The 10142-nt window shown below is 70.4% G+C and carries 10 protein-coding genes; 3 read left to right on the top strand and 7 right to left on the bottom strand.

All coding sequences use genetic code 11. The annotated features are described in order from the left end of the window. From sctQ to BSE24067_RS31780, 3 genes are read left to right on the top strand one after another with little or no spacing between them, the layout of a single operon-like run. Entirely contained in the window at positions 1 to 1098 is a 1098-nt protein-coding gene (gene sctQ, locus BSE24067_RS31770) for a type III secretion system cytoplasmic ring protein SctQ (RefSeq protein WP_174904991.1), read from the top strand. Positions 1099 to 1101: 3 nt separating this feature from the next. Continuing rightward, the gene (gene sctR / locus BSE24067_RS31775; RefSeq protein WP_151068489.1) at positions 1102 to 1776 is read left to right on the top strand and encodes a type III secretion system export apparatus subunit SctR; all 675 of its coding nucleotides are present in this window, start codon (positions 1102 to 1104) and stop codon (positions 1774 to 1776) included. Beyond that, positions 1776 to 2564, top strand: coding sequence for a lytic transglycosylase domain-containing protein (locus tag BSE24067_RS31780; protein ID WP_151068488.1), 789 nt, complete (start codon positions 1776 to 1778; stop codon positions 2562 to 2564). Before sctR ends, BSE24067_RS31780 begins: the two co-directional genes overlap by 1 nt. 41 nt (positions 2565 to 2605) lie before the next feature. Here the strand turns inward: BSE24067_RS31780 and asnB are convergent, their stop codons facing one another. From asnB to BSE24067_RS31815, 7 genes are all read right to left on the bottom strand, one after another. Next, entirely contained in the window at positions 2606 to 4573 is a 1968-nt protein-coding gene (asnB, locus tag BSE24067_RS31785) for an asparagine synthase (glutamine-hydrolyzing) (RefSeq protein WP_151068487.1), read from the bottom strand. 242 nt (positions 4574 to 4815) lie between these two features. Further along, entirely contained in the window at positions 4816 to 5847 is a 1032-nt protein-coding gene (locus tag BSE24067_RS31790) for an EscU/YscU/HrcU family type III secretion system export apparatus switch protein (protein WP_151068486.1), read from the bottom strand. A gap of 27 nt (positions 5848 to 5874) precedes the next feature. Further along, positions 5875 to 6684 (bottom strand): type III secretion system export apparatus subunit SctT, encoded by an 810-nt coding sequence (gene sctT, locus BSE24067_RS31795; RefSeq protein WP_151068485.1) that lies wholly within the window; start codon positions 6682 to 6684, stop codon positions 5875 to 5877. Beyond that, the gene (locus BSE24067_RS31800; RefSeq protein ID WP_151068484.1) at positions 6678 to 7418 is read right to left on the bottom strand and encodes a hypothetical protein; all 741 of its coding nucleotides are present in this window, start codon (positions 7416 to 7418) and stop codon (positions 6678 to 6680) included. Before BSE24067_RS31800 ends, sctT begins: the two co-directional genes overlap by 7 nt. After that, positions 7411 to 8796, bottom strand: a complete 1386-nt coding sequence (gene sctN, locus BSE24067_RS31805; protein ID WP_151068483.1) for a type III secretion system ATPase SctN — start codon at positions 8794 to 8796, stop codon at positions 7411 to 7413. Before sctN ends, BSE24067_RS31800 begins: the two co-directional genes overlap by 8 nt. After that, positions 8793 to 9422: a type III secretion system stator protein SctL gene (gene sctL / locus BSE24067_RS31810; RefSeq protein WP_151068482.1), complete on the bottom strand. Its 630-nt coding sequence runs from the start codon at positions 9420 to 9422 to the stop codon at positions 8793 to 8795. The genes sctN and sctL overlap by 4 nt, the downstream gene beginning before the upstream one ends. Next, the coding region (locus BSE24067_RS31815; protein WP_254600371.1) for a SctK family type III secretion system sorting platform protein at positions 9404 to 10142 on the bottom strand (739 nt) is incomplete at its 5' end. The genes BSE24067_RS31815 and sctL, both read right to left, overlap by 19 nt.

Consider the following 10142-nt stretch of genomic DNA (forward strand, 5'->3'; position numbering starts at 1 on the left):
ATCTCGCCTGCATCCGCGCCGGCCGCGGCCGCAGTCGCACTCGACGCGTCGCCGCACCTGCCGCGCCTGTCGGCCGCCGCCGCGCGCGGACTGTCGCATGCGTACGGCGCGACGGCGCCCGTCTCCGTCACGCTCGGCGAGCACGCGTACGAAGTGCGCTGGCGCGTCGACGCCGAGCCGGCCGCCGATGCGCACGCATACCGGTTCGTCGTCGGCCCGGCCACCGGCACGCTGTGGATCGATCCGCTCGCGGAAAGCGAGTGGCTCGGCGACGCGGCCGATCGGGCCGTGCCCGCCGTGATCCGCGCGGCCCTGCTCGCCGACCTCGCCGCGCCGCTCGCGGCCGTGCTGCAAGCAGCGACGCGGCAGCGCGTGGAACTGCTGCCGCCGCCCGCGAGTGTGCCCGTGTCGCACACCGCGCCTGCCGCGCTGCGCTTCGAGCTGCGCCGCGCCGACGGCGCGTGGCGCTGCCACGGCGCGCTGCTGTTCGATGCGCCGGATGCGCTCTCGGTGTTCTTCGCGACGCCGCCGGCCGCGCGGCCCGATATACGCGCCGCGTACGCGAGCCTGCCGGTGCCGCTCGTGTTCGAGATCGGCCGGACCGAACTGACGATGGCCGAGCTGGCCGATGTCGTCGGCGGCGACATCATCGCGATCGAGCGCTGGCGCGCACACGAGCAGAACCTGCTGTGCGTCGCGCGGCTGCCCGCCGCGCCGGCGTGGGAGATCACCGGACGGCCGTCGGGCACGCGGCTGACCGTCGAACGAATCAGGGAGATGCCTTTGGAACCGACCCGCAACGACACCCCGCCCACGACCGCGAGCACGCACGATGCGTCGCCCGACGATGCGCCGCGCTCGCTCGACGGCCTCGCGGTCGATCTGCGTTTCGAACTGCCGCCGACGTCGATCCCGCTCGGCGAACTCGGCACGCTGCAGCCGGGCGCGGTGATCGAGCTGCAGCAAGGGATCAACCAGAGCGTGATCCATCTGGTCGCGAACGGGATGCTGATCGGCACCGGCCATCTGATCGCGGTCGGCCAGAAACTCGGCGTGCGCGTCGTCACGCTGACGCAGCCGACGCCGCGCGAGCGCTGAACGATGGGCAATCTGCCGAATCCGGTCGCGCTGATCGCGGTAATCGCCGCGCTCGGCATCGCGCCGTTCGCGGCGCTGATGGTGACGAGCTACACGAAGCTCGTGGTCGTGCTCGGGCTGTTGCGCTCCGCGCTCGGGATCCAGCAGGTGCCGCCGAACCTCGTGCTGAACGGCATCGCGCTGATTCTGTCTCTGTTCATCATGGCGCCGGTCGGGATGTCGATCCGCGACGCGCTGCAGGCGCGCCACTTCGACGCGTCCGGGCAGTTGTCGACCGCGGACATCGGCGCGCTCGCCGACGCCGCGCTGCCGCCGATCAAGGACTTCCTCGTGTCGCACACGCGGCAGCGCGATCGCGAATTCTTCGTGCGCACCGCGACGTCGGTGTGGCCGAAAAACCGCGCCGATGGCATCAAGGACGACGACCTGCTCGTGCTGGTGCCGAGCTTCACGCTCGCCGAGCTGACCAAGGCGTTCCAGATCGGCTTCGTGGTCTATATCGTGTTCATCGTCGTCGACCTGCTGGTCGCGAACATCCTGCTCGCGCTCGGGATGCAGATGATCTCGCCGACGACGATCTCGGTGCCGTTCAAGCTGCTGCTGTTCGTCGCGCTCGACGGCTGGTCGCTGCTCGTGCACGGGCTCGTGCTGTCGTATCGCGTCGCCGGAGCCGGATGATGCATGCACGCGTTCTGCGAACCGCCGCCGCATGCTTTTGCGCGCTCGTCGCGCTGGCGCTCGCATGCGGGCAGTACGGCCTTGCGCATGCGGCCGGCACCGCCGCGGGCTTCGCGCAGCTTGCGCGCGCATGCGCGCCGAACGTCGACCCCGATACGCTGGCCGCGCTGGTGCGCACCGAATCCGGCTTCAATCCGTATGCGATCGGCGTGGTCGGCGGCCACCTGACACGCCAGCCGGCGTCGCTCGACGAAGCGCGCGCGACCGCGCGCGAACTCGCGGCGCGCGGCTTCAGCTACAGCGTGGGGCTCGCGCAGGTCAACGAGCGCAATTTCGCGAAGTACGGACTCGATGAAACGACGATGTTCGAGCCGTGCCGCAACCTGCAGGCGGGCGGCGCGATCCTGACCGAATGCTTCGCACGGTCGTCGACTACCGGCCGCCCTGCTCAGGCCGCATTGCGCGCGGCGCTGTCGTGCTACTACAGCGGCAACTTCACGACCGGTTTCTCGAGCGGCTATGTGAGCCGGGTCGTCGCGAGCGCGCAGCGCAACGCGCGCGAAGGCGGCGTCGAGCCGATTCCGGTCGTGCGCGACGTGCCGCCGCCGGCGCGGCAGCTGCGCATGGAGGCAGCCGCGACCACGCCGCCCGAACGCGCGCGGCGGCTGCCGTTGCCGGCCGCGTCCGCCGACCCGCCATCGTGCCATGCGCGTCCGGTCGTGATGATGTGCCGCGGATTGTCGGCGAGCCAGGCGAAGCGGCTGTGCGTGCGGTGTCTCGATCAGTGAGCGCCGACGCGGCGTCCTCCTGACGCGCGCGTCATCCCGTTTCACGCCGCACGCTGGCCTTCCAGCCACGCCTGAAACATCAGCACCGTCCACAGCTGATGCTGCCAGTTCATCCGTCCCGTCTGGTGCTGACGCCACAGCCGCTCGACCGCCGCCGCGTCGAAGAAGCCCTCGTCGCGCAGCCGCGACGGCTGCAGCAGCGCGTCGGCCCAGTCGCGCAGCGCGCCGCGCAGCCAGTGATCGACCGGTGCGCAGAAACCCTGCTTCGGCCGGTCGATCAGCGACGACGGCACGTACCGGTCCAGCAGCCGGCGCAGCAGCGCCTTCGACTGCCCTTCCGGCAAACGCACCGACGCGGGCACGCGCCACGCGAATTCGACGACGTGATGATCGAGGAACGGCATGCGCGTCTCGAGGCTCACCGCCATCGCCGCGCGGTCGACCTTCGCGAGGATGTCGGTCGGCAGGTACGTGAGCGTGTCGATCGCCATCGCCTGCTCGGCGAAGCTCAGGTGCGCCGGCCATGCGGACGCCGTATCGAGCGGCGTCGGCGGCTCCTTGCCGGCGAGCGCGATGCGCTCCGGATGATGCACCGACGACATCAGCAGCCGGTACAGCCCGATCCGGCTGTCGGCCGTCATCACGTGGCCGAGCTTGTGCAGCCGGTCGCCGATGCGGGTCGCCGAATCGCGCGCCTCCACGCCGCTCCACGCGCCCTGCGCGACCGCGGCGAGCTGATCCGCATGATCGGGCCGCAGCGCGTGCAGCGCGGCGGCGATCCGCGCGCGCACCGCCGCGGGCACGCGATGCAGCTTGCGCCACAGGCGCGGCGTCAGGAAGTAGCGCGTATAGCCGCCGAACAGCTCGTCGCCGCCGTCGCCGGACAGGCTCACCTTCACGTGACGGCGCGTCAGCTCCGCCACGAGGAAGGTCGGAATCTGCGACGCATCGGCAAACGGCTCGTCGTAGATCGCCGGCAGCTTCGGCACGACGTCGAGCGCATGGTCGGCCGTCACGTACAGCTCGGTATGCCGCGTGCCGAGATGGCGCGCGACCGCCTTCGCATAGCCGGCCTCGTCGTAGCCGGCCTCGTGAAAGCCGATGGTGAACGTGTCGACGGGGCTGGCCGACTGCGCCTGCATCAGCGCGACGATCGCCGACGAATCGATGCCGCCCGACAGGAACGCGCCGAGCGGCACGTCGGCTTCCATCTGCCGCGCGACCGCCTGGCGCAGGATCGCGTCGAGCTGCGCGACGGCCTCGTCGGCGCTGCCGTCGAACGGCCGCTCGCGGCCCGCTTCGATCGCCTGCTCGAGCGTCCAGTACGCGCGCACGCGCGGCGTGTCGCGCGCATGCTCGAACTGGATGAACGTGCCCGGCGGCAGCTTGCTGATGCCGCGATAGATGGTGTGCGGCGCGGGCACGCTCGACTGGCGCAGATACAGGCACAGCGCGTCGCGATCGATCGTGCCGTCGAAGCCCGGATAGCGGCGCAGCGCCTTCAGTTCCGACGCGAACACGAGTGCGTCGCCGATCCGCCCGTAGTAGAGCGGCTTCTCGCCGATCCGGTCGCGCGCGAGCGTCAGCACCCGCGACGACCGGTTCCACAGCGCGAACGCGAACATGCCGGTCGCGCGCCGCAGCGTCGCGTCGACACCCCACGCGGCGATCGCCGCGATCAGCACCTCGGTGTCGGAATGGCCGCGCCACGCCGGTGCGCGACCGGCGCGCTCGAGCTCCGCGCGCAGTTCGCGATGGTTGTAGATTTCGCCGTTGAAGACCATGACGTAGCGGCCGCACGCGGACGCCATCGGCTGCCGCCCATGGGCCGACAGATCGACGATCGCGAGCCGCCGGTGCCCGAGCGCGATGCCGGCTTCCAGGTCGACCCAGAGGCCCTGCGCATCCGGCCCGCGATGCGCGAGGCTCGCCGTCATTCGCGCGAGCGTCGCGCGCGCTGTCTCCTCATCGAAGGCGACGCTATTCAGAAAGCCGTCGATTCCGCACATTGATATGTCCCGCCCTGTTGACCTGTTCCGTCACGCGCGGCGCAACCTCGCGGCCGGCCGTCCGGATGACGGTCGAGCCATATTACGAAGAAATAAATCAGCAATAATTCATGGATGAATGCCGGCGAGGACCAGAAAAAAACCGGCGTCAAGCAGGTCGCATACCGTACGACGAAAGAAGCGTGCGGAATCGAAGCCGCGGACGGATCGGGCCCCACGCCGGCAGCGGTGGCGGCATGGACTCAACGGCCGCCGGTCGCCCACTTCAGCAGTTGCGCGACCTCACGGAAATGCTGCTGCTGAATCGTGGCCTTTTCCGGCGTGCTGTCGTACAGCGCTTGCGCGAGGCCGGCGTTCGCCAGCGTCGGGCGCAGTGCGTCGCGCGCGAGCTTCACGATCCGCTCGGCCGCCTCGCCTTCGCCGCGCGCGAGCACCCACGGCAGCGTGCCGATCCCGCCGTAATACAGCGCCACCGCGACGCTCGACGAATAGACGACCACCGACGCGAAGCCGATCCGGTCCTGCAGCGACGAAAACTGCGCTTCGCGCGCGAGCTGCCGGCGCTTCGCCTCGATATGCGGATCGCCTTCGTCTTCCTTGTGCTCGCGCCGCACTTCGTCGATCGACATCTTCATCTTCTGGTTGAACTCGTGGCGCTGGTGCACGATGTCGATCAGCGCCATCACGATATAGATCAGCGCGGCCCAGCCGAACAGCAGCATCAGCAGCTTCACGATCAGCGCGAGGATCGACATCGGCCGCGTGAAGCCCGACTGCACCGACGGATCGAGCGACTCGACGATCAGCCAGCCGAGCGTGGCGGCCAGCAGAACGGTCTTCAGCAGCATCTTCGCGAGATTCACGAGGTTGCGCATCGACCACAGGTTCTTCAGCCCCTCGGCCGGATTGAGACGCGACAGCTGCGGCACGAGACGGCTCCATGCCATCACGCCGCCCACCTGCACGAAGCCCGCGAGCAGGCCGGCCAGCAGCCCCGCCGCGACGAACTGCGCGGACAGCATCGCCCAGTCGCGCGCGGCGCCGTCGATCAGCACCGCGAGCCGCGCGGACGGATCGGCCGCGCCGGCCGTGTCGAACACGAGCCGGAACAGCGCCTGCAGCCGCGCGAACAGCGTGCCTAGCCCGACCGCGAGCGCGGCGCACACGCCGACGAAGAACGCGGACGAGATCGTCTCCGCGCTCCTCGGGACGTCGCCTTTCTCACGCGCCTCGCGCAGGCGCTTCGCCGTCGGCTTCTGGTCCTTTTCGGCCATGGATGCTCCTGCTGCCCCGGCGCCGCGTCACGTGCCGCCATGCGGCGCGAACAGCGCGCGCAGCAGCGCCATCAGGCCGCTGTCGGGACTCAGCAGCGCATGCAGCGACGCATATACGACCGGCAGGAACAGCACCATCATCAGCACCGCGAGCGCGCTCTTCAGCGGCTGCGAAAACACGAAGATGTTCAGCTGCGGCACCGCGCGCCCGACGAGGCCGATGCCGAGCTCGACCAGCACCAGCACGATGATCACCGGCGCGGCGAGCTTCACCATCCATTCGAAGATCGTGTCGGTCTGCCGCACGACGAAGGTCTGCAGCATCGACGAGAAATCGGGGCCGAGCGAGCCGATCGGCCACCACGCATACGACTGCGCGAACAATTGCACGAGCACCTGCAGGCCGCCCGCCGTGACGAACAGCGCGATCGCGACGAAATTCAGGAAGCCAGACGTCGGGCCGCCCTCGTGCCCGCCCATCGGATCGAAGAACGCGGCGCTGCCGCTGCCGGTCTGGAAATCGATCAGATAGCCGACGCCCTGGATCGCGAACAGCACCGCGCTGAACGCGCCGGCGAGCAGCATTCCGACGACCGCCTCCTTCGCGACGAGCAGGCACCACATCAGGAACGGCAGCGCGGCGACCTGCGCCGGATCGATCACCGGCGCGACGAACGCGGCGATCACGACCGCGATGCCGTTGCGCACGAGGCCGGTGATGATCTGTTCATTGAACACCGGCACGACGAACATGATCGGCAGCAGCCGCGGCATCACGTAGAGCAGCGGACGCAGCGCGCCCGCGATGTCGTTGAAGTTCGCGGCGTGATCTAGCATCGGCGCTCCGCGGCGGCGGGACCGGAAGCCGTATCGGCGGCAGGCGCGATCGGCGGCGTTGCAGCGGCCGCAGTGGTTGCGGTGGTTTCCGTGCTCGACTCAGTCGCTGGCGCGTCGTCCGCCGGTTCCATCGCATCCGCATCCGCCGTCTCCGCCGCCCCCGCCGTCTCCGCCATTTCCGCATCGAACGCGGCGGCCAATTCGGCAGGCGCCGGCGCAGCGCCATCCGCATCGCCCGCCCACACACCGGCCGTCGCGAACCGCCGCACCGCATGCGCATCCGCGACTTCGTCGGCGTCGCGCTCGACGCGTGCGGCACGCGCGTGCAGCGCCTGCTCGCCGGCCTTGTCGAGCTTGTCCTCGGCGGCCTTCGCCTTGCGCGCGGCGCGCTGCAACTCGGCAAGCGTCGCCTCGTGATCGCGATGCACGTGCGCGGCCTCGCTGACCGTCGCATTCGCGACACCGATATGGCGATCGAACGTACGGGTGTCGGCGGCCGCGTTCTGCAGCACGCGCGCCTCGCGCACGTCGCCGGCGAGCCGCGTCTGGATCGCGGCCTTCGCGGCGACCTGCTGCGCGAGCTGCGCCTGTGCGGCATCGAGCGCGCGGCGGCTCTGCGCGGCGATGCCCTGCTGGCGCGCGGCCGCGACGCGCGCGATCTGGCTGCGCATCTCGCGCACGCGCTTCAGGCGCGCAAGCGTCGCGAGCACGAGGCGGTCGTCGGCTTCAGACATGATCGTTCGCGAGTTTCGTCAGCTTCGCGAGCAGCGCGTCGAAGGGCACGTCGTCGTGTGACGCCTGCGCACAGAACGCGCCGATCGCGTCGCGCGCACGCAGCGCGAGATCGCCGAGCCGGTCGCTGCCTTCGCGATACTCGCCGATCTGCACGAGCAGCTCGATCTCCTGATACTTCGCGATCAGCTCGCGCACGCGCGCGGCCGACTGCTGATGCGCGCGGCTCGCGACGAGCGGCATCACGCGCGACAGGCTCGCGAGCACGTCGATCGCCGGATAGCGGTTCGCGAGCGCGATCTTGCGCGACAGCACGATATGGCCGTCGAGGATCGAGCGCACCTCCTCGGCGATCGGGTCCGATTCCTCGTCGCCCTCGACGAGCACCGTGTACAGCGCGGTGATCGAGCCCGTCGCGCCCTGCCCCGCGCGTTCGAGCAGGCGCGGCAACACCGCGAACGTCGACGGCGGGAAGCTGCGCCGCGTCGGCGGCTCGCCGCTCGCGAGGCCGACTTCGCGCTGCGCGCGTGCAAAACGCGTCAGCGAGTCGACCAGCAGCAGCACGCGCTTGCCCGCATCGCGGAAATGCTCGGCGATCGCGGTGGCCACGAGCGCGGATTTCACGCGCTCCATCGCCGGGCGGTCGGACGTCGACACGACGACGATCGAACGTGCGCGCACCTCGGGCGACAGGCTGTGCTCGATGAACTCGCGCACCTCGCGGCCGCGCTCGCCGACCAGCGCGATCACGTTCACGTCGGCCTGCGCGCCGCGCGCGATCATCCCGAGCAGCGTGCTCTTGCCGACGCCGGACGGCGCGAAGATGCCCACGCGCTGGCCGACGCCGAGCGTCATCAGGCCGTCGATCACGCGCACGCCGGTCGGAAACGGCGTGTCGATCATCTTGCGCGCGAGCGGATTCGGCGGGTCCTGCTGCGTCGATACCCATGCGGCGCCCGTCACGGGCCCGCGATCGTCGAGCGGCCGGCCGAGGCCGTCGAGCACGCGGCCGAACAGCGCGTCGCCCACCGGAAACACGTGCTCGCGGCCGGACGGCACGACGCTCGTCTCAGGCGACAGGCCGGCGACGTCGCCAAGCGGCGTCAGCAGCGTGGTCTGCCGCGAGAAGCCGACCACTTCGGCGAGCAGCGTCGGCTGGTTCGGCGTGCGCAGCTCGCAGATCTCGCCGAGCCGCGCGCGAATGCCGGTCGCGTTCAGGATCTGCCCGACCGCGTGGTTGACGCGACCCTGCACCGACACCGGCGAGAAAAACGCGAGCCCCGCGTCGAGATCGCCGACGAGCCGGCCGCGATCGAACGGCGCGGGATCGTCATCGCGTTCGCCACCGTTCGGCCGCGGATCGTCGAGCGGCGCGTTCATCGCGTCGCGCCTTTCAGCGCGTCACGGCGGATCGCCTGGCGCAGCGCGTCGATCTGCAGGTCGAGGCTCGCATCGATGCGCCCGGACGGCGTCTCGACCGTGCACGCGTGGCGTTCGAGCTGCGCATCCTCGACGATGCGGATCCGTTGCCGGTTCGACTGGCCCGCGAACGCGCGCTCGAGCGCATCGCGCATCTCGTCCTCGCGGCCGGGCGCGACGCGCACGATCAGGAACGCTTCGTCCCGCACGAGCGGCGCGATCCGCGCGAGCGCGGCCTCGTACAGCTTCTGCGTGCTCATCTCGCCGACGATCGCGCGCACGGCCTTCACGACGATGTCGGCCATCGAATCCTTCATCGATTCCATCGTGCGCGCGGCGGCGAGCGCGTGCGTATACGTCAGCGCCGCGTGCTCGCGCTGTGCGCGGCGCATCCCTTCGTCGTAGCCGGCCGCCTGGCGCTTGTCGAATTCGCGCTGCGCATCGGCGACGATGCGCGCGGCCTCGTCGCGCGCGGTCGCGATCACCGCGGACGCATCGAGCAGCGCCGCGTATTCGCGCTCCTTGAGCACCTTGCGCTCCGACAGCAGCTGCAGGTTGTCGCTCGTGATCAGAAAAGCCAGTCCCATGATGCAAGCCTCTCGGGAATCAGAAACAGGAACAGCAATTCGCCGAACTGGTCGCGCTGCGCGCGATTCAGCCAGTACGGCGCTTCGTCGTCGATCGCGCGATTGAATTTCAGGCGCACGCGCCGCGCGACCGCGTCGCCCGCGACGCCGATGAAGTCCGACAGCAGCCGTCCGCCGCGCGCGCGGATCACGACCGGCAACGCGGCCGGATCGGCCCGCCACGGCTCCAGCGTGTCCGCGAGCGCGCCGAATTCGGGCGCGCGTTCGAGCGCGAGCTCCAGCGCGTCGCCGCCGAGCTTCGCCGCGATTTCCGCGCGAATGCGCCGCACGCCGAGCGCATCGCGCAGCCAGCCGCGATGCAGCAGCAGCCCCGCATACGAAGCGAGCTGTTCGAGCGCCGCGCCGGGCAGCAGCGCGAGCCGCGCGCACGGATTCGCGACGTCGAAGTCGTGACGCTCGGCCACGCCGTTCGCGTCGAGCAGATGGCGCGCGAGCAGCTTGCGGCCGGCCGGGCCGAACGCGTCGGGCGAGCGGTAGCGCGCGGGCCAGTCGGCCGGCACGCGCGTCACGTGCAGATATCGGTCGGGCCGCAGGTTGAATTCGCAGACGAGCGCGAGAAACGCCGCGCGCCGCGCGGCAGGCGGCGGCGCGACCGGTTGCAGCCACGGCAGCGGCGCCGCGTCGGGCGCGGCGCCCGGCGGCGGCGCGTATGCGTCGTTC

It is taken from the genome of Burkholderia latens (assembly GCF_902499045.1).
Lineage (GTDB): Bacteria > Pseudomonadota > Gammaproteobacteria > Burkholderiales > Burkholderiaceae > Burkholderia > Burkholderia latens.